18 protein-coding genes are annotated in these 23202 nt (G+C 71.7%); 8 read left to right on the top strand and 10 right to left on the bottom strand.

Going from position 1 to position 23202, the window contains the following annotated elements:
* Positions 1-76: 76 nt before the first annotated feature.
* Entirely contained in the window at positions 77-2209 is a 2133-nt protein-coding gene (locus tag FHX52_RS08790) for a glycosyltransferase family 4 protein (RefSeq protein ID WP_141821543.1), read from the top strand.
* The gene (locus tag FHX52_RS08785; RefSeq protein ID WP_141821542.1) at positions 2209-3189 is read left to right on the top strand and encodes a lysylphosphatidylglycerol synthase domain-containing protein; all 981 of its coding nucleotides are present in this window, start codon (positions 2209-2211) and stop codon (positions 3187-3189) included. Before FHX52_RS08790 ends, FHX52_RS08785 begins: the two co-directional genes overlap by 1 nt.
* Here FHX52_RS08785 and FHX52_RS08780 read toward each other — a convergent pair.
* Complete coding sequence (locus FHX52_RS08780) at positions 3158-3592, bottom strand: nitroreductase family deazaflavin-dependent oxidoreductase (protein ID WP_141821541.1); 435 nt, start codon at positions 3590-3592, stop codon at positions 3158-3160. The two genes, FHX52_RS08785 and FHX52_RS08780, sit on opposite strands and share 32 nt — an antisense overlap.
* A gap of 15 nt (positions 3593-3607) precedes the next feature.
* The gene (locus tag FHX52_RS08775; protein ID WP_246069704.1) at positions 3608-4306 is read right to left on the bottom strand and encodes a DUF3105 domain-containing protein; all 699 of its coding nucleotides are present in this window, start codon (positions 4304-4306) and stop codon (positions 3608-3610) included.
* A gap of 169 nt (positions 4307-4475) precedes the next feature.
* On the opposite strand from FHX52_RS08775, the gene FHX52_RS08770 reads away from it, so the two are divergent.
* On the top strand, positions 4476-5432 hold the full coding sequence (locus FHX52_RS08770; protein WP_246069696.1) for a DNA-3-methyladenine glycosylase family protein: 957 nt from the start codon (positions 4476-4478) through the stop codon (positions 5430-5432).
* Positions 5433-5946: 514 nt separating this feature from the next.
* On the opposite strand, the gene FHX52_RS08765 is transcribed toward FHX52_RS08770, so the two are convergent.
* Positions 5947-8001 carry a PhoX family protein gene (locus FHX52_RS08765; RefSeq protein WP_141821539.1) on the bottom strand — a complete coding sequence of 685 codons (2055 nt, stop codon included), beginning with the start codon at positions 7999-8001 and terminating at the stop codon, positions 5947-5949.
* Between the two features lie 254 nt (positions 8002-8255).
* Here FHX52_RS08765 and FHX52_RS08760 point away from each other — a divergent pair, with 254 nt between their 5' ends.
* Genes FHX52_RS08760 through FHX52_RS08755 form a run of 3 tightly spaced genes read left to right on the top strand, consistent with a single transcriptional unit; the run spans position 8256 to position 12176 of the window.
* The gene (locus FHX52_RS08760; RefSeq protein ID WP_141821538.1) at positions 8256-9455 is read left to right on the top strand and encodes a glycosyltransferase; all 1200 of its coding nucleotides are present in this window, start codon (positions 8256-8258) and stop codon (positions 9453-9455) included.
* A 10-nt stretch (positions 9456-9465) separates the two neighbouring features.
* Entirely contained in the window at positions 9466-10407 is a 942-nt protein-coding gene (locus FHX52_RS23805) for a hypothetical protein (RefSeq protein ID WP_185747141.1), read from the top strand.
* Complete coding sequence (locus tag FHX52_RS08755) at positions 10404-12176, top strand: Dyp-type peroxidase (RefSeq protein ID WP_185747140.1); 1773 nt, start codon at positions 10404-10406, stop codon at positions 12174-12176. Before FHX52_RS23805 ends, FHX52_RS08755 begins: the two co-directional genes overlap by 4 nt.
* Positions 12177-12360: 184 nt before the next feature.
* On the opposite strand, the gene FHX52_RS08750 is transcribed toward FHX52_RS08755, so the two are convergent.
* From FHX52_RS08750 to FHX52_RS08720, 7 genes are all read right to left on the bottom strand, one after another.
* Positions 12361-12861 carry a pilus assembly protein TadG-related protein gene (locus FHX52_RS08750; RefSeq protein WP_141821536.1) on the bottom strand — a complete coding sequence of 167 codons (501 nt, stop codon included), beginning with the start codon at positions 12859-12861 and terminating at the stop codon, positions 12361-12363.
* Positions 12858-13253: a pilus assembly protein gene (locus FHX52_RS08745; protein ID WP_246069694.1), complete on the bottom strand. Its 396-nt coding sequence runs from the start codon at positions 13251-13253 to the stop codon at positions 12858-12860. Before FHX52_RS08745 ends, FHX52_RS08750 begins: the two co-directional genes overlap by 4 nt.
* Before the next feature lie 77 nt (positions 13254-13330).
* Positions 13331-13729: a TadE/TadG family type IV pilus assembly protein gene (locus FHX52_RS08740; protein ID WP_141821535.1), complete on the bottom strand. Its 399-nt coding sequence runs from the start codon at positions 13727-13729 to the stop codon at positions 13331-13333.
* 41 nt (positions 13730-13770) lie between these two features.
* Positions 13771-13986 carry a hypothetical protein gene (locus FHX52_RS08735; RefSeq protein WP_141821534.1) on the bottom strand — a complete coding sequence of 72 codons (216 nt, stop codon included), beginning with the start codon at positions 13984-13986 and terminating at the stop codon, positions 13771-13773.
* A 49-nt stretch (positions 13987-14035) separates the two neighbouring features.
* Positions 14036-15013, bottom strand: a complete 978-nt coding sequence (locus FHX52_RS08730) for a type II secretion system F family protein (RefSeq protein ID WP_425460092.1) — start codon at positions 15011-15013, stop codon at positions 14036-14038.
* Positions 15010-15879 carry a type II secretion system F family protein gene (locus tag FHX52_RS08725; protein WP_141821533.1) on the bottom strand — a complete coding sequence of 290 codons (870 nt, stop codon included), beginning with the start codon at positions 15877-15879 and terminating at the stop codon, positions 15010-15012. Before FHX52_RS08725 ends, FHX52_RS08730 begins: the two co-directional genes overlap by 4 nt.
* A complete protein-coding gene (locus FHX52_RS08720) occupies positions 15876-17114 on the bottom strand; it encodes a TadA family conjugal transfer-associated ATPase (RefSeq protein WP_141821532.1) in 1239 nt (412 codons plus the stop codon). The genes FHX52_RS08725 and FHX52_RS08720 overlap by 4 nt, the downstream gene beginning before the upstream one ends.
* A gap of 166 nt (positions 17115-17280) precedes the next feature.
* On the opposite strand from FHX52_RS08720, the gene FHX52_RS08715 reads away from it, so the two are divergent.
* Complete coding sequence (locus FHX52_RS08715) at positions 17281-21885, top strand: type VII secretion EssC family protein (RefSeq protein ID WP_141821531.1); 4605 nt, start codon at positions 17281-17283, stop codon at positions 21883-21885.
* Between the two features lie 161 nt (positions 21886-22046).
* The gene (locus FHX52_RS08710) at positions 22047-22997 is read left to right on the top strand and encodes an acyl-CoA thioesterase (RefSeq protein ID WP_141821530.1); all 951 of its coding nucleotides are present in this window, start codon (positions 22047-22049) and stop codon (positions 22995-22997) included.
* Positions 22998-23202: the final 205 nt, after the last annotated feature.

Genomic DNA, 23202 nt, shown 5'->3' with positions numbered 1-23202 from the left:
CAGCGCGCTGCACCCAGCCCTGCTCCGCGTGCAGGTGGCTCGCGCCCCCTCACGGGCCAACTAGAGTCGGAGCACCATGACGGAGGCGAGGATCGAGCACACGGGTCAGCCCGCGCCCGACGGGGCAGGAGCAGCGGCGCTGCGCATCGCCGTCGTCGGCCCGACCCACCCGCACACCGGCGGGATCGCCGCACACACGACGATGCTCGCCCACCACCTGCACGACGCGGGGCACGATGTCGTCCTCGTCTCATGGGCACACCTCCACCCCTCCCGCCTGCACCGCGACGACGTCACGGTGCCGCGCGGGGGAGTCGAGGTGCCCGAGGTGCCGCCGTTCCCCCGCACCATCCGGGCGCTCAGCTGGGCTCGGCCGGACACGTGGGTGCGAGTGGGCCGGCGCCTGCGCGACCTCGACGCGGTCGTCGTCGTGCACGCCATCCCGCCGGCCGTCCCGGCCCACCTCGCCCTCCTCCGTGCGGCGGGCGCCCTGCCGACCACCCAGAGCGCCCAGAGCGACGCCGCCGTCCCGACGCCGCGTCCGCAGTCGATCGTCGTCTGCCACACCGTCCTGCCGCTCGAGCCGCGCCCGGGCGACGCCCGTCTCATGGGCCTGCTCCTCTCGCGGGTCGACTCGGTGCTCGTGCACAGTGCCGACCAAGCGCGGCTCGCCCACGACCTCGGCGCCCGGCGGGTGTCGGTCGCCGACCTGCCGCCGCACGTGCCCGGCGGCCACCCGATCTCCAGGGGGCCGCGTCCCGGCCCGACCCGTCTGCTCGCCCTCGGGCTGGTGCGCGAGCACAAGGGCATCGACGTGCTGCTCCGCGCCATGCGCACCGTGCCCGAGGTGACCCTGACGATCGCCGGTGAGATGAGCGGATCGGTCCGTCGTGTGGTCGCCACCCTCTCCGCCGACCCCTCGCTGGCGGGTCGCGTCGAGATCCGCGAGGGCTACGTCCCGGCCGACGCCCTCGCCGCGCTGCTCGCCGACCACGACGTCCTCGCGCTGCCCTACCGCTCGGCGACGGCCTCGCAGAACGTCGTCCTCGGCCACGCCCACGGCCTGCCGGTGCTCGCCTCCGACGTCGTGCCCTTCTCGCAGCAGGTCGTCGACGGGGTCAACGGGCTGCTCGTGCCCCCCGACGACGAGCGTGCCCTCGCTGGCGCCCTGCGCCGGCTGGGCGACCCCGAGCTGCGCCGCCGCCTCGCCGACGGTGTCCAGACGCCTGACCTCTCGGGTCCGTGGGCGCACTACCTCGGCACCATCGAGGCCCTCTCGCTCGACGACTCCCTGCTCGGCCCCGGCGCCGAGCCCGTCGACGGCACCCCGGCTCCACGTGACGACGCCGTCGACACCCTCGACGACGACGAGCAGCGGTATGCCGCCAGCCCGGGTTCGCTTGTCGCGCAAGGTTCCTCGGATGCTGGTGCCATCGGCGGCGCGCGCACCCGTGCGGCAGACCTCGCCTCGCGTCTCGGCGCCGGCGTCGGCCGTGGATGGGCGTCGGTGTCAGGGGCCGCCCGCCACCGCGTGAGGCGGTCGCTCGCCTCGCACCGCGACGTGCTCGACCTGCGCCCCGAGGACGTGCCCGACTGGGTGCTCGCGACCGACGTGCTCGGTGACCCCGCCGAGGCCGACGACGCGAAGCACCTCGCTCGCATCCTCGGTCTGCCGCGATCGCTCGACAGTGTCTCGTCGTGGGCCGCGCTGGGCGCACTGGCGGCGATCCTGCGGGTTCGCGACGACGGCCGGCGCAGCGCCGTCATCGTCGACGAGACGGGATCGCGCTCGCTGCTGTCCCGCTGGGCGAGGGCCGTCGGCTTCGCGCCGGTCGAGATCGAGTTCACGGGCGCCCACCCCAGTGTCGCGGCCCTCGACGTCGACACGGGCTCGCTCGACGTCATCGTGCGCATCCACCCGCGGGGCTGCGACGCCAGTGACATCACCCAGGTCCTCGAGCAGGCCTCGTGGGCGCTGCGCTCCGGTGGCCTGCTCATCGTCACCGTGCCCATCGGGCCCCCTTCCGCCGAGGGCGCCGTCGGCCCGGCCGACGTGCGCGGCATCCTCGCGCGGGCCCATGACCTCGGCTTCGTCCTCGTGGGCGACCTCGACGGCGACGTCACCGCGCGCATGCGCGAGGCCGCCGGTCGGGCGCGAGCCGACGACGCGGCATACGGCCTCGTCCGACTGACCCTGAGGCGGCGCTGATGACCCGTAAGCGTGTGCTCACCGTCCTGCGGGTGGCGATCGCGGTCACCGTGCTGGCCGCCGTCGTGTGGGCCGTCGCGAAGAACTGGACCGAGGTGTCGGTGCACCTCAAGCAGATCTCGTGGCCGGTCTTCGCCCTGTCGTCGCTCGCCGCCGCCGTGGGCACGTGGCTGACGATGCTCGGGTGGCGCGTCATCCTGCGCGACCTCGGCTCCGAGCTGCACCTCGCCCCGTCATCGGGCGTCTACTTCGTCGGGCAGCTGGGCAAGTACCTCCCCGGTTCGCTCTGGTCGGTCCTCGTGCAGGCCGACATCGCGAGCCACCTCAAGGTGCCTCGACGTCGCACGGCGGTGACGGGGCTGCTCGCCCTCGGACTCTCTTTGCTGACAGGGTTGCTCGTCGGTCTGCCGGCCGCGTCGTTCCTGCTGCGGCGCGACTCGGACGGCTTCTCCTGGTGGGTGCTGCTCGCCATCCCGCTCGTCGTCGTGCTCTGCTGGCCGCGGCTGCTCAACGCGATCATCACGCTCATGCTGCGCACCCTGCGGCGCGAGCCGCTCGAGCACGACCTGTCAGGGCGCGCGGTGCTGACGTCTGTCGGCATCTTCGTGCTCGTCTGGCTCGCCTTCGGCGTGCACACCCTGCTGCTCGCGCAGGCCGTCGCCGGCGACGCCCCGCACCCCGACCTGACGCGTGCGGCGATGTGCGGCTACGCGCTGTCCGTCTCGCTCGGCATGCTGACGATCGTGCTCCCGGCCGGGCTCGGCGCCCGCGAGGGCCTGCTGACGATCATCCTGTCCGTCGCCATCCCCGCACCTGCCGCCGCGGCCGTCGCCATCGTGTCGCGCTTCATCGTCACGATCATCGACGTGCTGGCCGCGCTCGGTGGCTGGCTCTACGCGCGCAGCCACCACCTCGTCACGGAGCACCGCGACGAGGCGGAGGCGGCCGTCAGACCGGCTCGAGCACGAAGAGAGGGATGAGCCGCTCGGTCTTGCGCTGGTATCCGGCGTAGGGCGGGAAGGCGGCGACGCAGCGCTCCCACCACGCGTCGCGCTCCGCGCCTTCGAGCTCGCGGGCGCGCCGCCGCGTGACGACGGTGCCGTCCTGGAGGTCGAGCTCCGGGTGCTGGCGCAGGTTCCAGTACCACTGCGGGTGCTCGGGCGAGCCGCCCATGCTGGCCACGGCGGCATACAGCCCCGCGTGCTCGACCCGCATGAGCGGCACCTTGCGGATGGCGCCCGTCTTCGCCCCGACCATCGTCAGCAGGACGACGGGCAGCCCCATGATGTCGACCGAGTCGGTCGTGCCGGTGCGCTCGATCTCACTGACCTGGTCACGGGAGCCCTTGCGCGGGCTCGGGACGTACTCGCCGGAGGTCGTCATGGTGCCCAGCCTGCCTCAGGCCGCGCCCGGCTCGGGGGCCGAGCTCCACGGGAACTTCTTGACGAAGTCCTCGACAACGGTCGTGTTGAGCGATCCGCACAGCTGGCGGTGGCCCATCTGCTGGCCGACCTTGCCGGTGCTCTGGTCGACGTCGGCCGCCCAGTGCGACAGGGCGTACTTCTTGCCGGCCGGGAAGGCGCCGTAGGCCGGGTCCCACGGGCTGATGAGGAACTTGTTGGCCGACTCCTTCATCGCGTTGACCTTCGTCGCGAGCGCCTCGAAGGCCGCGGCCTGCTCGGTCTCGACCGAGCGGTCGTACCAGAGGATCGTGTAGCCGTGCTCGAGGTTGTGCACGAGCGTCTCGATCTTCGGGGCGTCAGCGGTGGTGTAGACGCGGCGCGAGTCGACGGCCGGCACGGCGAAGTGCTGACCGCTCGACGGAGGCACGGTCGAGTACTTCACGGTCGTGAGGTTGGGCTGGTTCGTGCCCGGCCCGACGTGCTCGCTCGACCCGCTGGCGGGGTCGTTGGTGATCGGGTCGCAGGATGCGGCGGCCACGTCACCGCTGATCGCGCTGAGGGCCTCGTCCTTCTTGTTCTGCTCGCCGAGGACGGCCCAGGCGACGGCCGCGCCGATGATGGCCACGACGGCGACGCAGGCGCCGATCACGACGAGGAGCCGGCGGCGCTCGGCCTTCTTCTGGGCGGCCTGCATGGCTGCCACTCGCTCGCGTCTGTCTCGGCTCGTCTCGCGGGCCATCGTTCCTCGTTCCTCGTCCAGGGGGCGTGTGAGCTGCACTGCCGGTGCGGGCGGCGTCGTGCGTCGTCGTGCATCCAACGACCGGCCCTCGGCGATCGTGCCGAGTCTAGGCGAGGATGTCGGGGTGGCCGAACTCCCTGACACCTCTGCGGCAGTGCCCGCGAGTGCGCTGCGCCGGGTCTGGCGCAGCGACCGGGAGATCCACCTTCGGGCGCAGCTCGGAGTCTTTCGCCGCGGCGCGGGCGACCCGACGATGCGCTGGGGCGCCGACCGTTCGGTCGTGCGGGCCAGCCAGACCCCGGAGGGCAGCGGCACGCTGCACCTCCTCGGCCGTCCCGACGGCGCCGAGGTCGAGGCGCTGGCGTGGGGCCCCGGGGCGGCCTGGCTGCTCGAGCACGTGCCGGCGCTGCTCGGGGCCGACGACGACCCGTCCGGCTTCGAGCCCGTCCACGACCTCGTCGCCGAGGCGTGGCGCAGGTTCTCCTTCTGGCGGGTGCCGCGGTCGGGTCTCGTCTTCGACGCGCTCGCGCCCGCGGTGATCGAGCAGAAGGTGACGGGGCAGGAGGCGTTCGCCGGCTACCGGATGCTCGTGCGCCGCTTCGGCGCCGCGGCACCGGGCCCGTTCGCCGGGCTGATGGCCCCGCCGACCGCGGCCGGGTGGGCGACCATCCCGTCGTGGGCGTGGCTGCAGGCGTCCGTCGACGGTGCGCGCTCGCGCACGGTCGTCCGCGCCGCGGGGTATGCCGGCCGGCTCGAGGAGGGCGCCCGGGTGTCGGTCGCGGAGGCGCACCGTCGCCTGCGCGCACTGCCGGGCATCGGGGTGTGGACCGCGGCCGAGGTGGCCCAGCGTGCCCTCGGCGACCCGGACTCCGTGTCCTTCGGCGACTACCACGTCGCCAAGGACATCGGCTGGGCCCTGACCGGCACCCCCGTCGACGACGAGGGGCTCGCCGAGCTGCTCGAGCCGTATGCCGGTCACCGCTACCGCGTGCAGCACCTCCTCGGCCTGGCCGGCCACCACCGCCCCCGCCGCGGCCCACGGATGGCACCCCGCACCCACCTCCCGACCCACCCCCACTGACCCGATCGAGAGAGCACTTCGTCGGGTTCCCGAGGCCCCACGGATCGCTCTTTCGATCGGGGTGGTTGCCCACCCAGCAATCGAGAGAGCACTTCGTCGGGTACCCCGGAGGGCCTACGGATCGCTCTTTCGATCGGGGTGGTTGCCCACCCAGCAATCGAGAGAGCACTTCGTCGGGTACCCCGGAGGGCCTACGGATCGCTCTTTCGATCGGGATGCGTGCCCACCAGGCAATCGAGAGAGCACTTCGTCGGCTTCCCCGAGCGCCGACAGATCGCTCTTTCGATCGGGATGCGTGCCCACCAGGCAATCGAGAGAGCACTTAGTCGGCTTCCCCAAGCGCCGACAGATCGCTCTTTCGATCGGGGTGGGTGCCCGCCAGGCGATCGAGAGAGCACTTCGTCGGGGCGCGCGACGGTCAGCTCCAAACGCGAGGTCGCGACACGGCATACGGGAGCGCGGCGGCCCGGCACCCCCTGTGGATGCCGGGCCGCCGGGGATCAGGAGCGGGGGCTCACCTGCGGTAGGAGACGACGACGCTCGGGCGGGGGAAGCCATCGGTGTGCGGCCAGGTGCTTGTCGGCGCCTCGAAGGTGGCGCCGTCGGTCTCGCCGGGGTGCTGCACGGCGACGAAGACCGAGAGCTGGTCGTCGGTGACGAGCGGGCCGCAGGTCTCCGCGCCGTACGGCACGGTGAGGAACTGCTGGACCCGGCCGCGCTCAGGGCCGGCGACGGGCACGCGGAAGAGCCCGTCGTTGGAGCCGAGGACGTTGCCGTCCGTCGAGATCCAGAGGTTGCCGACCTTGTCGAAGGCGACGTTGTCGGGGCAGCTGATCGGGCTCACCCGGCTCTTGTCGTACCCGGCGAAGTAGGTCTCGGGAGCCTCGGGGTCGCCACAGACGAGGAAGAGGTCCCACGTGAAGGAGGTGCTCGTGTGGTCGCCGCGGCGCTCCTCGAGCTCGAGGACGTAGCCGTTGCGGTTGCCCGACTGGGTGCGCAGCGGGGCGCCGAGGGCGGGCCTCGTCATGCTGCTCGCGAGCGGGTTGACCTCGTCGGTCGGGTAGCTCGTGCCGCGGTTGCTGTTGTTGGTCAGTGCGGCGTAGATCCGCCCGTTGACCGGGTTGGGCTCGACGTCCTCGGGGCGGTCCATCTTCGTGGGGCTGACGGTGTCTGCGGCGAGGCGCGTGTTGATGAGCACCTCGGCCACCGACATGCCGGGCACGTAGGACGTCGTGTCCGACGTGAGCGTGACCCACGTGCCGGCGCCGTCGTACTCACCGTCGCCGGTGCCGTCGCCGGTGAAGCGGGCGACGTAGAGCGTGCCGCGCGTCAGGAGGGACTTGTTGTGGGCACGCGCGCCACGCGAGCCGCCCTTGCGGAACGTGTCGGCCGAGACGAACTTGTAGAGGTAGTCGCCGCGCTCGTCATCGCCCATGTAGGCCACGGCGTGGCCGCTCCGGCCGATGATGACGTTGGCGCCCTCGTGCTTGAAGCGCCCGAGCATCGTCTGCTTGACGGGCGTCGACTCGGGTTCGTAGGGGTCGACCTCGACGACCCAGCCGAAGCGGTAGGCCTCGTGGGGGTGCTTCGCGAGGTCGAACCGCTCGTCGACGCTCGACCACCCGCGGTTGGTGGCGGCTCCCGTCGCGAGCCCGTAGCGCTTGAACGAGGTCGTGTTCGACGAGTCCACGGGGCCGCTCGCGTCGAAGTAGCCGTTGAAGTTCTCCTCGCCGGACAGCACGGTGCCCCAGGGGGTCGTGCCGCCGGCGCAGTTGCCGAACGTGCCGAGCACCGTGCGGCCGGTGGGGTCGGCCGCGGTGCGGAGCAGCTCGTGACCGGCGGCGGGGCCCTCGAAGGCGAAGGGGGTGTGGACCGTGATGCGGCGGTTGTGCTCGGCGCGGCGGTGGTCGGCCCGCACCCACGACCCGGTGGCGCGGCCACGCTCGATCGTGACGACGGCCATGCCGTGCGCGGCCATCGCGATCTTCTTCGTCGTGGCGTCGTCGTAGGCGCCGGTCGGGAACATGAGGTTCTCGTCGGTGTACTCGTGGTTCGTGACGAGCAGCGCGTGCCGGCCCGAGAGGGGCAGCACGCCGACGTAGTCGTTGTTGTAGCCGAACTGCTTCGCCTGCGCCTCGGGGGTCTGCGCGTCGACGTCGAAGCGCGGCGCGCCGGCCTCGACAGGGTCTCCCCAGCGGATGACGACGTTGTGGGTGAACTCCGGTGCGTTCGTCACGGCATCGGCCCGGTTGGGCGCGACGGGCGTGAAGGATGCCCGACCGACGTTCGGCGTCGTGCGGGCGCCCTTGGCGGACAACGCATTCGGCGCAGCGGCAGCGGGGGATGCGGTGCCCAGGCCCGCGAGCACGAGCGCTCCGGCGCCGACGGCACTGCCCTTGAGGATGGACCGGCGGGCCAGGGCGCCCTCCACGAGGTCACGCATGGCTGGGTGGTTCGTTCCGTTGGGCACCGGCGCATCGCAGGCGTTGTTGCAGCGGTAGTGGCACGTCGCCAGGCTGCGGGATCCGTGACGCGGCGACGAGATGAGGGGGAGAGGCTGGGGGGTCACGCGGGTGCTCCTTCGGCAGACAGCGGGTAGGCGTCGGCCGCGCTCCTCCAGGTCGGCGCGGCGATCGCCGACTGCGACGCTAGGAGCCCGCCCCGGGTCCTCGGGTGTGCCCGAGGTGTCTGCTCGGTGAACACCGCGTGAGCGCTGGGTCGGAGGGCCCGCAGACGCGCGTATGCCGCCGGGCCGGGCTCCGGTGGCCGCTGCCTTGCGTAAACCCGTGGTGTCCACGCCGCGTCCGGTGCGACTCTGGGTCGATGCGGGTGCTCTGCGCCACGACCGCCGGGACGGGTCACTTCGGCCCCATGGCGCCGGTTGCGCAGGCCTGCGCCGCCGCAGGGCACGAGGTGCGGGTCGCGGCGCCCCTGTCGTTCGCGAGCCATGTGGAGCAGACGGGTCTCCCGCACGAGCCGTTCGACGACGTGCCGCCCGAGATCATGGGTCCGATCTTCGGAGGGCTGTCGTCGGTGTCGATGGAGGCCGCCAACCACACCGTCGTGCGTGCCGTCTTCGGGCGGCTCGACGCCCAGGCGGCCTTCCCGGGCGTGAGCGAGGTCGTCGAGCGGTGGCGCCCTGATGTCGTGCTGCGTGACCCGTGCGAGTTCGGGTCGCTGGCGGCCGCCGAGCGCGCCGGGGTCCCGAACGTCGAGGTGGCGATCGGCATCCGGGGGCTGCAGCTGTGGGCCTCGGAGCTGCTGACCGATCCGCTGCAGGAGCTGGACGAGGTCGCCGGACTGCCCCCAGGCACGTGCTCGCTGGCGATGGCGGCGGCTCCAGTGCTCACGTCGGTGCCGCCGGGCCTCGAGCCTGAAGGCGGGGCGGCTCATGAGCCGAGCAGTACTGCGGCGCAAGGTCCGTCGGCTGTCGTCCGCTACCGGCACGGTGACAGCAGGAGCAGGGTCGGCTCACTCCCAGGCGAGTGGGGCGACGGTGATCACCCGCTCGTCTACGTGACGTTCGGCTCGGTCACAGGTGGTTTCGCGGACCTCAGCGTCGTCTTCGGGCGGTGCCTCGACGCCCTCGCGGAACGTCCGGTGCGCGTGCTCCTGACGACGGGTCACGCGGGTGACCCGGACGAGTTGCGGCCGTGGCCCACCAATGCGCGCGTCGAGCGGTGGTGGCCGCAGGAGGACGTCATGCCGCTCGCGTCGGCCATGGTCGGTCACGGTGGCTTCGGCACGACGATGTCGGCACTCGCCGCCGGCGTGCCGCAGGTGGTCGTTCCGCTCTTCGCCTTCGACCAGGAGATCAACGCGACGCGCATCGCAGAGGTCGGGGCCGGCATACGGCTCGGTGGTCGTCAGGAGTCTGCAGCGCAGGTCGGGGAGGCCGTGTCGCAGGTGCTCGACGATGGCCGTATGCGGTCTGTTGCGGAGGCATTGTCCGACGAGATCGCTTCTCTGCCAGACGTTTCGGAGATCGTGGAATCCATCGAAGGACTCGCGCGGAGGCGCTAGCCTCACGGGCATGGCGCTGTTGACGTTCGACACCCCGGGTCGGGTGCGCGACCTGCCGCTGGGCGCGCCCTTCTACGGCGAATGGCACCGCACTGTCGAGCGGCTCATCGCGACGAGCACCGCCGTCAGCGGTCGCGGGCGCTACGTCGACCCGAGCCGGCGCGACGTCGAGGTCGTCGGGCGCCGGCTCTACACGTGGACGGGCTTCCCGAGACCGCTGCTCGTCGAGCATCGCGACGACCGGCGTGCCGCGTGGGTTGCGGGTGAGCGCCGTGACGTGCAGATCGAGTACCTCGAATGGCACGTCGAGCGGGCGGGCGACACGATCACGCGCATCACCCTCACGACCGAGACGCCGGAGTACTGGAAGGCGCTCGCCGCGGCCGACCGTGGCCGGGTGCTCCAGCTCTATCGCGAGCTCGTCAGCCCCGAGGTGAGGGAGAGCGACCTCTTTCCGGGCGGGGCGGCATACGACCCCCTCAACCGGTGGAACACGACCGACGGGATCGTGCACTACGTCATGCGGATCAACTCGATGCGCGACCTGCTGGGGGTGTCGCAGGAGTCCGAGCCGACGCGTCGCGCGCTCGACGGCTACGACGCGCTGCCCTACAAGCGCAGGACTGGGGCCGACGCCCGCCTCAACCTCGACATCTGGGCGCTCAGCCGCAGGGGGTATGCCGTGTCGACCGACGAGACGCCCGGGCTCTACATCGCAGGCTGGGACGACACCGGCTGGGAGAAGCCCGACGGCACGCCGGTGGGAAACTACTGGCGCGTGGTGCGGGGGGAGCCGGGCGCTGCACTGCGCGCCGTCTACGAGGTGCCGGCGTCGGAGGGCTTTGCCGTGGGAGACATCCGCATCGGAGGGCGGCCGGTCGAGTTCGGCGGGCAGGTCGCCGAGCACGTGACCGTCAGCGCCCACGGTCTCGTCGGACGGAGCCGGCGGTGAAGCGCACGACGGCGGCAGTGCTCGCCGGGCTCGGTTCTGCTGGAGCCGAGCTGCTGGGCGGGGTCGAGCTGCCGGGTGCTCCTGCGGGGGCCGGGTCGAGACCGGGCGAACGTGAGCTGGGTTCCGGTGGCGGCCGGACGGCGGAGGCGTCGCGGACGACCGCACTCGGCGAGCCGGTCTATGGTCGCGCCGCGGGCAACGACATCCAGGGGGCTGTCGTCCCGGGCTTCAACAAGGACCACCAGCGGCTGGTCTTCCTGCGGATCGGTGATGTCGACGGCGCCCGCGCGTGGCTGCGCTGGCTGGCCCCGCGGATCGCGACCATGAACGAGGTGCTCGACTTCCGGCGGGCGTTCCGGGCGGCACGGTTGCGGCTCGGCGTGCGTGATCCGGGGCTGTCCGGGGATGGGGCCCGGGTGCCGGAGCTGACTTCGATGTGGACGTCATTTGCACTCTCCTACAAGGGGATTGAGATCCTGGCTGGTCCTGCTGAGGCGGCGCGCTTCGGTGACGAGAGCTTCCGGCAGGGGCTCGCCGCTCGGTCGACCTACCTCGGCGACCCGACAGACCCCGCGCATCCTGGTCATCGGGATCGCTGGGTCGTCGGGGGTCCGCAGAGCGAGGCGGACGTGCTCATCACCGTCGCGGCCGACGCGGTCGACGACCTCGAGACGGCGGTGGCGGCCATCGTCTCGACCGCTGAGCAGCACGGCCTCACGGTTGTGTCGAGCCAGCGGGGAGACAACCTTCCGGGTGATCTCGCAGGTCACGAGCACTTCGGCTTCAAGGACGGCATCTCGCAGCCGGGCATCCGTGGGGGTCGTTCTGGGCTGCCCGGCGACGAGATCACTCCGCGCTACCTGGCGGCGGACGATGCGCACGCGACGCTCTTCGGCAAGCCGGGCCAGCCGCTGGTGTGGCCGGGCCAGTTCCTCCTCGGTGAGCCACGGCAGGACCCGCAGGACCCGCGGGTGGCGGCGGCGCCGTCCGCGGCGTTCCCGGACTGGGCCCGGCTCGGCTCCTACGTCGTCGTGCGTCGACTCGCCCAGGACGTCGTCGGCTTCTGGGACTGGATGGGCTCGGCGGCCGAGGCGGTGGGCGTCGACCCGGTCGCCTTCGCGTCGGCGCTCGTCGGGCGCTGGCCCAGCGGAGCACCGGTCATGCGCTCGCCCCACCACGACGACCCGGCTCTCGCCGGCGACGACTTCGCGAGCAACCACTTCCTCTTCCAGGACGACACCCGACCGTCGTCACTCGTGCCCATCGAGGGGTATGCCGGTGACACCCACCCGGCGGCCGCGGCCGATGTGCTCGCGCGGGTCTGCCCGCACGCCGCGCACATCCGCAAGGTGAACCCCCGCGACAGTGCGACGGACTTCGGGGCCCCCGCGGACACGCTGACCCGGCTCATGTTGCGACGCGGCATCCCCTACGGTCCGGCGCTCGTCGGGGTGGCTGACCCCTCACCGGAGCTCGTCGAGGCCGAGCGGGGCCTGCTCTTCGTCGCCTGCATGAGCTCGATCGAGGACCAGTTCGAGTTTGTCTCGCGGCGCTGGGCGAACTCAGTCGACCAGCCCAACGCCGGTGGCGTCGACCCGATCATCGGCCAGGTCGACCGCGCGGGTCAGCGGGTGCGCGAGGTCGTCAGGCCAGGAGCCTCGGGCGACGTGGCCCTCCGTCTGGAGAGCGACTTCGTGACCCCGACCGGTGGAGGCTACTTCTTCGCACCACCGATCTCAGCCGTCGACGGCATCCTGGCGGGGGAGTAGGTCCGGGGAGTGCGAAGTGCTGCGGGATGCCGATCGTGCGGGTGGACCTGCCGGCGCCGGCACGCGCCGCTGCCAGCCACACACGCTGGGGCAGCGCGCACACCGTCTCCGAGGTGCGGCTGACTTCGACGTGCGCGGCCCGTGGCGCTCCTACGGGACATGCCCATCCCGGCTCGCTCGGGCGTCAGCTGAGCGGGGCGCGGGCCCGGGAGGTGACGGTGATCGTGACGCTGCCACCGAGCGACTGGAGGATCCAGCCGCTCATCGGCAGGGTGGCAGTCCCCTGCACCGTGACGACTGCCGTCGCACCGTCGGTCGTGCCCGTCTGCGGCACCACCGACCAGGCCGTGATCCCCGGCGGCCTCGGCACGCGGGCCAGGTGGCTCTGGGCCGCCTCCCGCACCGAACCGTCGGTGAGGACGAGGCTGTCGAGCACGCCCGACTCGTAGGCAGACCTCTCGTCGAGGGCGTCGGCCGCATCGAGAGCAGCCGCGTCGGCAGCATCGAGCAGGCGCATCCTGGCCAGCTGGGCGGCAGTCACGTCGACCGCCCCGAGGATGAGCACGAGCACGAGGCAGAAGAGGCCGAGGATGAGGATGCCGATCTGACCGCTCTCGCCCCGTGCGCTCGTGAGCCTGCGGAGCGCGACGGGCCGGACGGCATACCGGAGGCGGACGGCGCTCATCGGGCCACGAAGCGGTCGACGGAGGAGACGTGCGTCGAGCTGATGGTCACCGAGGCGGGCACGTGGTCGGCGACGAAGTCCGGGATCAGGGGCAGCTGTACGACGATCGTGGCCGTCGAGGTCACCACCCCCTCGGGGCGCAGGCACGGTGAACCGTCACAGGAGACACCGAGGGTCGCCCCCTCGGTGAAGGCGAAGTCCTCGAAGGCAAGCGAGGCAGCCGAGCTGGCCCGGCCCAGCGCCTCGCCGTCCGAGGCGCCGGTGACGAAGGCGCGGCCGGCCTCGCGACCCGCCAGCGACGCGGAGAACGACGCCGCCTGGAGACGCGCGACCGTGAGCACGAGGTAGACGAGCGGCAGGAGCAGCAGCACCCCGAGGAAGATGAACTCCACGATCGCACGCCCCTCGTCTCGACGTCGTCCCCGCACAGCGGCTCGGGTGGACGCGAGGCAGCGGGTCAGGAGCGTCGTCATGGAGCGGCCCCCGTCACTTGTTGCTCGCTGAACGCCCGGCCGCTCACGGTGAGCAGGCCTGACGGGCCGATCGGTCCGATGACGGGAAGGGGCGCCGAGACCGTCACCTCGACAACCCGGACACCGCTCGAGGTCGTGCGTGTAGCCGCTGAGACGTCCTCGGCGAAGGACGCGCTCAGCGAGGAAGTGATGAGTGCCGACGTGCGGGCGATGCCGTCGCCTGGGGAGGCGTCCGCGCGGGCTCCGTAGCGAGCGCCCTCCGAGGCGGCCGAGATGAGGGTGTTGCGCACGTAGAGTGCGAGCCCGAGCTGGAAGACCGCGAGGGCGACGACGAGCAGCAGCGCGGTCACCATGACGAACTCCGCTATGGCAGAACCTCGCTCACGATCTGCCACCAGGAGCGTGCGCCAGCCTGGCCGCCACCGGGCGCAGGGCGTCACGGCCCCTTGACGCTCGAGATCGCGTCGCTGAACAGCGAGCTCAGCTGGGGCCCGGCGATGGCCCAGAGTGCGGTGACCAGACCGGCGGTCATGATCGTGATGAGGACCCAGCCGGGCACGTCCCCCCGATCCGAGCGGCCGCCGAGACGACCCGCCAGGGTCGTGAGCAGCTTGCGCTCGAGACGGCGCTGGGCAGTGATGATGGTCTTCATGTTTCTCTCCCTGTCGGTGAACTGCAGTGCTGTGCTTGGCTTTTGAGCGTCAGAGCTGGAATCGGAGGAAGCTGACTCCGGGATAGATGGCGAAGAGCACGGTGACGGGAAGGATGAGGAACACGACCGGCACCATCATGAGAATCTCCTTCTTGCCTCCTTGCTCCATCAGGGTGCGGCGGCTGTCCTCACGGACGTCCTGTGCCTGGGCTCGGAGGACCTCGGCGAGAGGTGTGCCCCGTTCGACGGCAACGACGATGCCGTCGACGAAGCGGCTCAGACTGATGAGCCCGGTGCGGTCCGCGAGCCCCTGCAGGGCCGTCGGGAGGTTGGCGCCGGCACGAGCATCGGCGAGGCAGTGCCGCAGCTCGTCTGACAGCTCTCCCCGGGACAGTCGGCACACCCGCTCGAGCGCGCCGATCGCCCCCTCTCCCGCGGACACAGCGAGCGCCAGCAGCTCCGCGACCGTGGGGAACTCAGTCAGCATCCGAGCCTCCCTGCGAGCGGCGTTCCGGGACAGCGCGTAGTCACGCCCGGTGACGCCGCCCAGCACCCCGACGAGCACCATGCCCACGAGCACGGGTGCGGAAAGTCTCGACTGGGCCACGGCGATGAGGCTCGTCACGACGAGCCCGGCGACTCCTCCGACGGCGCCCCAGAGCACCTGCTCGGCGCGGAACCGGTCGACGTCGGCGGGCAACCCGGCGCGCTGTTGACGCCGTGCGACGGAGGCACTGCCGCCGAGGACGCCGCCTACCACGCCTCCTGCCGCTGCGATGTAGGGGTGCAGGAGCTCGAGCAGCCCGAAGGGACCACGAGCCGGCGGTGGCGCCGCCAGCAGCGAGGACGGTCGCGGGGTGTCACGCAGGTAGGGCTCGAGCCGGTCGTCGAGGGTCGGCACCCGGCTCATCGGCAGCCCGGCCAGCACGAGTGTCGCCCCTGCGAGCACCATGACGCCGAGCGCGGCGCCGAGCCAGGACCAGCCGGACTCGACGAGTGCGCTGACTCGCGTGACGAGCTCGTTCACCGCAGCACTCGCTCCTCGTCGGGGAGCCGACCGATCCACACCATGACGCGGTAGGCGAGCACGCACAGCCCGGCGCCGATGGCGAGGATCACCCAGCCTGCGGGCGCGGAGTAGGCCGACAGCGAGTTGCCCTTGAGGGCAAGCATGGCGAGGACGATCCAGGGAGCCGCGACCGCGAGCCGGGCGGCATTGACCGTCCAGCTCTGGCGGGTCTCCAGCTCGGCCCGCGTGCGGGCGTCCTCGCGCAGGAACGCCGAAAGGGTGCGGAGCAGCCGGCCGAGGTCGCTGCCGCCCACCTCTCTGGCGATGCGCAGCGACTCGACGATGCGGTCCGCGACCGGGTCGCTGAGGCGATCCTTGAGCCGGTCGAGACAGTCGTGGAACCGTCCCGTCGCCCGGTAGTCCTGGGCGAAGGATGCGAACGCGGGTCGCAGCTCCTCCGGGCCTCGCTCGGCGAGCTGCGACAGTGCCTCGGGCAGGGCGAGACCTGCCCGCACGCCGGAGGTGATGTTGTCGACGACGTCGGGCCACAGGTCACGGAGCTTGGAGCGGCGGGCACGAGCACGCATACGCACCAGGGAGATCGGCGCGGCAGCCGCCATCCCGCTGAAGCACAGGGCGATCGGCACCACCTTGGTGAGGACCGCGAAGAGCAGGAAGGTGACGACGAAGAGCACGATCGAGCCGACGATGACGTTGCTGGGGCTGATCGAGGGGTAGCCGGCCTGGTTGAGGTGGTCTCGCAGCTCGGCGGTGAAGCCCCCTCGGTGCGCCGGCTTGTCTCCCATCGCCTGCGGCCAGAACGACCAGTAGATGCAGAACACCCCGGCGCCGAGGACCAGGCCGATGGCCAACGGGGAGGTCACGGAGCCTCCTGCGCCAGGAGCGCGGCGACGTCGTAGCCGGCCCGCTCGAACGCCTCGCGCTGCGGAGGGAACCCATCGGCGCGCCGGAGCTGGCCCTGCCTCGTCACGAAGAGGTCGGCGATCTCGATGACATCGCCCTCGGCTCGACCGGGCACCGCCACGATCTCGCGCACCCGCCGCACGCCGTCTCTCTCGAGGGCGACGTGGATCACGAGGTCCACGGCGGCCGCCACGGTCGGCACCACGAAGCGGCTGGACACGTTCTCCCCGGCGAGGAGGGGAAGGGTACACATTTTTGTGACGGCCTCGCGGGCGCTGTTGGCGTGGACCGTGCACATGCCGGGGACGCCGCTGTTGAGGGCGATCAGCAGGTCGAGGCTCTCTTCCTGCCGGACCTCGCCGACGATGATGCGCGACGGCCTCATCCGCAGTGCCTCCTTGACGAGCCGCCGAAGAGGCACCTCCCCGGTGCCTTCGAGACTCGGCTGCCGACACTGCATCGATGCGACGTCCCGCAGGGGGATCTTCAGCTCGAAGACCTCTTCGCAGGTGATGACGCGCTCGCGTGGCGGGATGGCGGCCGCGAGGCAGTTGAGCAGGGTTGTCTTGCCTGCCTGCGTTCCGCCGGCCACCAGCACGTTGAGCCCGCTCGCCACCGCCGCATCGAGGAAGGTCGCGGCCTGCCTCGTCATCGTGCCGAGACGCACGAGGTCGTCGAGGTGGTCTGCCTTCACGACGAACTTGCGGATGTTGACCTGCCAGTGCGTGCGGCTGATGTCGGGAATCACGACGTGCAGCCGGGAGCCGTCAGGCAGGGTTGCGTCGACGAACGGGCTACTCAGATCGACCCGGCGTCCGCTGCTCTTCAGCATGCGTTCGACGAGGTCGCGCACGTCGTCGGAGGTGAGGATGGTCGGGGTGAGCTCGGCGATCCCGCCGCGTGCAACAAATATCTTCCCAGGCTCATTCACCCAAATCTCCTCGACCGCAGGGTCGTCGAAGTACTGCTGGAGCGGCCCGTAGCCCGCGACGACGGCAAGGATCGAGTGCACCGCGGAGCGCATGTCTCCGAGCGAGGGCAGGCCTCCGTGCAGCGAGCGCTCGTCGTAGTCCTGCACGGCGTCCTGCACGAGCCGCCGCACCTCGAGCGTGTTGCTCGTGGGGTCGATGCCGGAGCGTCGGATGAGCTCGCGGACCTCACCCTCGACATGGCGCACGGCTTCTTGCGTCGACATCGGACCCCCTGACGGTCGGCTGTTGTGCGGTCATCTTGCCTGCGAGCCGGTGATCCGGCGCGTTCAAAAATAGGTCAGAAAGTCTTAATTCCGATCTATCGGACAAAATCTGTGGATAACTGCCCGAGATCGGTGACGGTGGCCGCATCCCAGCGGCTGCCTGTGGATGAAGAAGGGCGTGCTCCGGCTCCACCTGCTGTCATCGGTGCAGGAAGGAGACCACGACGTGCGACTGCGCCTCAGCCTCATCGACAGCCGGACCGACGCGGTCACCGGACCGACGGAGGTCCTCGTCGACGCCCCACCCGATGCCACCTTCGGTGAGATCCGGGCGCAGTTGACCTCGCTGGTGAACGGCGGCGAGGACCTCCGTGCTGCGGGTGACGTCGAGTTCGAAGTCGGCCATCGGACGCTCGGCGACGACGCGGTCCTAGGCCTGCCCCCGCTCCTGCGCGGCGCTGTCATCGTGGCAGCTCGGCCCCACCGCTCCGGTATGCCGTCCGGCGGGCTCGGGCTCGCGGACCTTCGGGTCGTGGGTGGTCCCGGTGCGGGTCGCACCGTGTCGCTCGGGCGAGGGGAGCACGTCCTCGGCCGATCGACCTCGTGCTCCGTGAGGCTCGATGACGTGGAGGTCTCTCGCGCACACTGCCTCCTGTCCGTCGGTGACGGCGAGATCACGGTTCGCGACCTGCAGCCGGCCAATCCCTCACTCCTCGACGACGCACCGCTGCCGGTCGAGGGTGCCGTCTTGCGCCCCGAGTCCGTCCTCCGCGTGGGATCAACGACGTTGGTGCTGCGGCAGCGGTCGACGCCGTCGGTGGCACACGGCATACGGGAGGGTCGGGTGCTCGTGCACGCTCGCCCGCGCTTCGCGCGGCGAGCCCCACGTGTCGAGATCACCACACCGGAGGCGCCTCGCCGACCGGAGGGCACTCGTCTGCCGCTGCTCGCGTCCGTTGCACCACTCGTGCTGTCCGGCGCCCTGGCGCTCGCGATGCGCTCATCCGTGATGCTCCTCTTCGCCCTCATGTCGCCGGTGCTGCTCATCGGGCAGTGGTGGAGCGACCGGCGCCATGGACGCCTGTCGCACCGGCGCCTCCTCAGACAGCATCGCGAGAGCCTCGACGCCGTTGATAGCCAGATGCGTGACGCCCTCGCAGAGGAGGTGCGGCAGCGACGGATGGAGCATCCCGACCTCTGCCTCGTCCTCGAGCTCGTCGAGGCGCGGGGAACCCGCCTGTGGGAGCGTCGGCCCGACGACGACGACTGGCTCGTGCTGCGCCTCGGCACCTCCCGCCGCCCGTCGCGGATCGTGCGCGCCGGAGCCCCAGTGGGTGAGCATCCCGCGGTGGCGGCTGTGCCGGCGCTGGTCGACCTGTCCAAGACGGCCGTCGTCGGAGTGTCAGGCCCTCGGGAGCAATGCCTCGCGCTCGGAGCGAGCCTCGTGGCCCAGGCTGCGGTCTGGCACTCCCCGAGGCGAATGCGAGTCGTGCTGCTCACCGGAGGCGACGTGCAGGCGGAGGACTGGGCATGGGCACGGCTGCTACCCCACCTCCTCGAACGCCAGGACGGTGAGATCGCCTGCGAAGCAAACGTCCTCGAGCCCGGCCACCTCAACTCGCTCATCGCATCGTTGACGGCCATCGTCGTGCAGCGCACATCGGGCCAGCCTTTGAAGGCGAGCGGTTCTGCGGCCCAGCACTCCCCGGCCGCGGTGGGTGACACGCTCGTCGTCCTCGACGGGGCTCGCGAGCTGCGAGCCGTGCCCGGCGTGGCCGATCTGCTGCGGCTCGGCCCCGCAGCAGGGATGACCTTCGTCTGCCTCGCGGGAGACCGTGCCTCGCTGCCGGGGGAGGCCGTTGCCGTGGTGGAGCTCGACCGCCGTGGTCTGCGCGCCACGACGACCCTGCCGGACGAGGTCGTCACCGATGTCACCCTCGACCTGCCCGGCGCCGGTTGGCTGGAGCGGGTGGGCCGGGGGCTCGCACCCCTCACTGACGCGACGCCAGAGGGTCAGGCGGCCGCCCTGCCGTCGACCATCGGCTTCCGTGAGCTGCACCGCGCCACAGGCTTCGACCCCCTCGACCGTCAAGACCTCGAGGCGGCCTGGTCTCGTCCGGCAGGCGCACCGCGCGCCCTGCTCGGTGTCACGACGGATGGACCCCACGAGATCGACCTCGTGCGTGACGGACCGCACACGCTCGTCGGGGGCACGACGGGCTCCGGCAAGTCCGAGCTGCTTCAGGCGCTCGTGGTCGGTCTTGCGGCCACACACCGGCCGGACGACCTCGGTTTCGTCCTCGTCGACTACAAGGGAGGTGCCGCCTTCAGCGCGTGCGCTCGGCTGCCACACACCCTCGGGCTCGTCACGGACCTCGACGAACACCTGACCGCTCGGGCGCTCGCCTCCCTCGATGCCGAGCTCCGCCGCCGCGAGCGCGTTCTCGCAGAGGCTGGTGCGAAGGATCTCGAGGCCTTCCGCCACCTCGACCTCCGAGGGGTGCAGCGGGCCCGACTGGCTCGGCTCGTCATCATCGTCGACGAGTTCAAGCTCCTCGCCGACGAGCTGCCCGACTTCGTCGACGGTCTCGTGCGGATCGCCGCGAAGGGACGGTCGCTCGGCGTCCACCTCGTGCTCGCCACCCAGCGACCGGCCGGGATCATCACCGGCGACATGCGCTCGAACGTCGCCCTCCGCATCTGCCTGCGCGTGCGCGACCGATCCGACAGCGACGACGTCATCAACGACCCGGGCGCCTACACCTTGACCGACCTGACCCCGGGGCGGGCCTATCTCCGCGCCGGCGACGGCCAGCTCGTCGCACTGCAGACCGCACACGTGGGCGGCCCCGCCGAGGAACCCGCCGCCGACCGGCGGGTTGCCGTCGTGACCCTCCCGGTCAGGTCTGGCGTGGGCACACCGTCACCCGAGCAGCTCGGGCTCGCCGTGCCAGGCGGGCTGCCAGAGCGCAAGCGCCACTCCGAGGGTCAAAGCGGCCCGGTCGCTGCTAACCCTGGGGCCGGAGTCACGGGCGACATCACCGAGGGCACCACAGAGGACGGGCCCGCACCCGTCACCGATGGCCTGACCGAGCTCGCTGCCTTCGTCGATGCCGCGCGTCACGTCGCGGAGAGCCTGGGGATCTCCCCGCGACCGTCCCCGTGGCTGGCACCCCTCCCGGAGTGGTTGGGCGCCGATGGCCTCGCCGACGTCGCCTCGTGGACGCCCGGCCGTGCCGGCCACCTGCCACCGGGCGGTGGCGTGCCCTTCGGCCTCGTCGACCGGCCACACGAGCAAAAGCAGGAGCTGGCGTGCTGGGATCCCGAGGTGGACGGCCATCTGGGGATCATCGGCGGATCGCGTTCCGGCAGAACGAGCGTGGCGCGCACTCTCGTCAGCGCCCTCGCCCAGCGCCGCGCCGTGAGCGAGCTCCATGTCCACGTCCTCGAGAGCACACCCGGACCACTCGGCAGCCTGGCCGAGCTCCCGCACGTGGGGTCGGTCGTCGGCGCCGCTGACGCAGTGCTCGTGCGCCGAGTCGTTGAGCGAATGGGTGAGGACCTCCTCGGCAGCGCGACCGCCCGCCCGGATCTCTTCGTCCTCGTCGTCGACGGGTGGGAAGCGGTCGAGGATGCTCTCGGTAGCCCGGCGAACGGGGTCGGGGCCGACGCCTTGCTCCGGCTCATCCGCGACGGCGCCCCGCTCGGCCTGCGCGTCATCGTCACCGGTGGTCGAGCCGTCGGCTCCGGCCGCCTGTCCAGCCTGCTCGACCGACGGCTGGTGCTGCCGATGCCCGACCCGCTCGACCTCACCCTCGTCGGGCTCGAACCGTCGGCCGCTCGGCACCTGCGCGGCCCCGGTCGAGCCATTGACCTGGCGGACGGGTCCGAGGTCCAGATAGCCACGGTCGGCTCCGGCCCCTCACCGGAACAACAGGTCGCCGGGGTGCACCGGCTCGCAGCGTCTCTGCGACGATCGACGGGTTCGCCTGTCCTGCAGGAGCCGTGGCGCATCGTCCCGCTGCCGCGCCTCGTCTGCTGGAGCGAGCTGAGGACACATCCGCAACAGGTGGACACCTCGTCCTCCCCGGCACAGGACGGCCACGAGTGGGTCTGCCTCGGAGTCGGCGGAGACGATGCGGGCCTGACCATGGTCGACGTGGCAGGCCCGGCCCGGAGGCTGCTCGTCGTCGGCCCGCCGCGGTCGGGCCGGTCCAACGTGCTCGAGGTCGTTGCTCGGCAGCTTGTCGCCAGGGGGCGCGTGGTGGCCGTCGTCGCAGCACGGCGCTCGCCGCTGCAGGCGCTGGCATCTGAGCCGGGTGTGCACCTGATCCCGGCCGGAGAGGACCGCCGCTTCATCGACCTTCGGCGGGCGCACCCAGACCTCGCCGTCCTCGTCGACGATGCCGAGTCGGTCGAGAGCAGCGACCTCGAGCGAGCGCTCGTCGAGTGTGCCGGCCTCGCCGAGGAGTCGGGCGGCCTCATCTGGGCGAGCGCTGACACGGCGCGGGCCAACGCATCCTTCCGTGGGCTCATCCCGGCGGTCGCGCAGGACGGCAGCGGCATCGTCCTCTGCCCCACCGCGGCCGCCGACGGCGACTGTCTCCAGGCACGGCCCGATCCGGTGGGCCGCGGCATCCCGGGCCGGGGCAGTCTCGTCCTCGACTCGCGCTGCCTGCCGATCCAGGTCGCCCGCGCGGCGCCCACGGAGGTGGCTGAGGGCGGGGTCTCGGGCGGACGGCATACGGCAGCGGCGCTTTGGCCGGGGTGACCTCGGTCCGGCGGGGAAGCCGCGTCGCCAGGGTGACCTCGGTCCGGCGGGGGAGCCTCGGCACGAGTGTGACCTGCGCTCCACTTCGACGTGGCGCCTTGGCGACTCGTCGGTAGGCTGCCACGCTCGCAGCACCCTTCCCGCCCGACCGAGGAGCCCGTATGCCGCGTGGTGCCCGCGAGATCACCCTCCGTTTCCTCGCCGGGCCCACCGATGTCGGCTACTCCGGAACCGTCGGCGGCGGTCGGGTGCTCGAGTGGATCGACAAGGCCGGCTACGCGGCAGCCGCCGGCTGGAGCGGCACCTACTGCGTGACGGCCTACGTCGGCAACGTCCGCTTCACCCGGCCCGTCGAGGTCGGCGACCTCGTCGAGGCGACGGCCCGGATCATCCACACGGGCACCTCGAGCATGCACATCCTCGTCACCGTGTCGGCCGGCAACCCACGCCACGCCGACCTCGTGCCGACGACCGAGTGCCTCATGGTCTTCGTCGCGGTCGGGTCCGACGGGCGCCCGACGCCGGTGCCGGTCTACGAGCCCCAGGACGACGAGGACCGCCGCTGGCAGGAGAGCGCGAAGCGGCGGATCGACCTGCGCTCGGAGATCGCGACCGCGATGGCGGCCCAGACCTACAGCGAGGCCGGCACGGCGCCACGGACCGTGCTGCGCTTCCTCGCGGCCCCGACCGACGTCAACTGGGGCGGCAAGGTGCACGGCGGCATCGTCATGCGGTGGATCGACGAGGCCGCGCACGTGCTGGCCACCGGCTGGACCGGCAGTGCCGCCAACGTCGCCGTCTATGCCGGTGGCGTGCGCTTCTACCGTCCTCTGCGCATCGGTGACCTCGTCGAGGTCGAGGCGAGGCTCGTCCTCACCGGCAGCTCGAGCATGCACATCAGCGTGCACGTGCGCTCCGGCGACCCGACGACCGGCGACCTCGACCTGACGACCCACTCGCTCATCGTCTTCGTGCCGCTCGACGAGGACGGCAACGCGGTGCCGGCGCCTCCGTGGCAGCCCGTCTCGGCCGAGGACATCGCCCTGCGGGACCACGCCCTCGAGCTCGTCGCCCTGCGCCACCAGATCGACTCGGAGCGCCACGTCCCCTGAGCGGGGCCGAGGTGGGTCGCCGACCGTCGGACCACGCGCCGCGAGCCACATCCAGCCGCACCCGTCAGGGTCAGCCGCACACCGTATGCCGTGTGCAGCCGACCCCAAGGTGTGCGGCTCGCGCTCGGGTGGGCAGCGGGGGCTGAGATGTGCAGCCGACCCCAAGGTGTGCGGCCGACCCCAAGGTGTGCGGCTGACCCCCGCG

The sequence above is a fragment of the Humibacillus xanthopallidus genome, from assembly GCF_006717145.1.
Classification (GTDB): Bacteria; Actinomycetota; Actinomycetes; order Actinomycetales; family Dermatophilaceae; genus Humibacillus; species Humibacillus xanthopallidus.
The sequence above is the reverse complement of the archived record's forward strand: the minus strand, read 5'-3'. Positions and strand labels throughout refer to the sequence as shown.